Origin of the sequence: Ensifer sp. NM-2, assembly GCF_003024455.1 — a bacterium.
In the GTDB taxonomy this organism is placed as follows: domain Bacteria; phylum Pseudomonadota; class Alphaproteobacteria; order Rhizobiales; family Rhizobiaceae; genus Ensifer; species Ensifer canadensis.
In genome coordinates this window covers 1-433 of sequence record NZ_PVZR01000151.1, presented here as the reverse complement: position 1 = coordinate 433, position 433 = coordinate 1, and the positions used below count along the sequence as shown (strand labels likewise).

General features: G+C 62.1%; 1 protein-coding gene. It reads left to right on the top strand.

Going from position 1 to position 433, the window contains the following annotated elements:
• Positions 1-433, top strand: a 433-nt coding sequence (locus C6558_RS39235) for a transposase (RefSeq protein ID WP_146161026.1), incomplete at both ends; no start/stop codon positions are given.

Genomic DNA, 433 nt, shown 5'->3' with positions numbered 1-433 from the left:
GTGGTCGAGGCGACGCGCAACTGGATGGTGATGTACGACTGGCTCGACGACATTTGCGATGATGTCGTTCTCGCCCATCCCTTGAAGGTCAAGGCGATTGCCGACGCCAAGATCAAGACCGACAAGATCGATGCGACGGTGCTCGCGCATCTGCTCAGGGCCGACCTGGTGCCGGAGGCCTGGGCGCCCAGCGAACGAGCAAGAGACCTGCGCGTCGCCCTGCGCGAGCGGATGTTTTACGTGCGGCTGCGCACGATGACGAAGAACCGCATTGTCACGGTGTTTGATCGCTATCCGGAGCAGACGGCACAGCTGAAGAAGCTCGGGGATCTGTTTGGCAAGGCCGGCCGCGTCCAGCTGGCGCAAGTCAACGTCTCGGAGATCGACCGCATCCAGATCGACCGTGGCCTCGCCTTCATCGGCGACATTGACG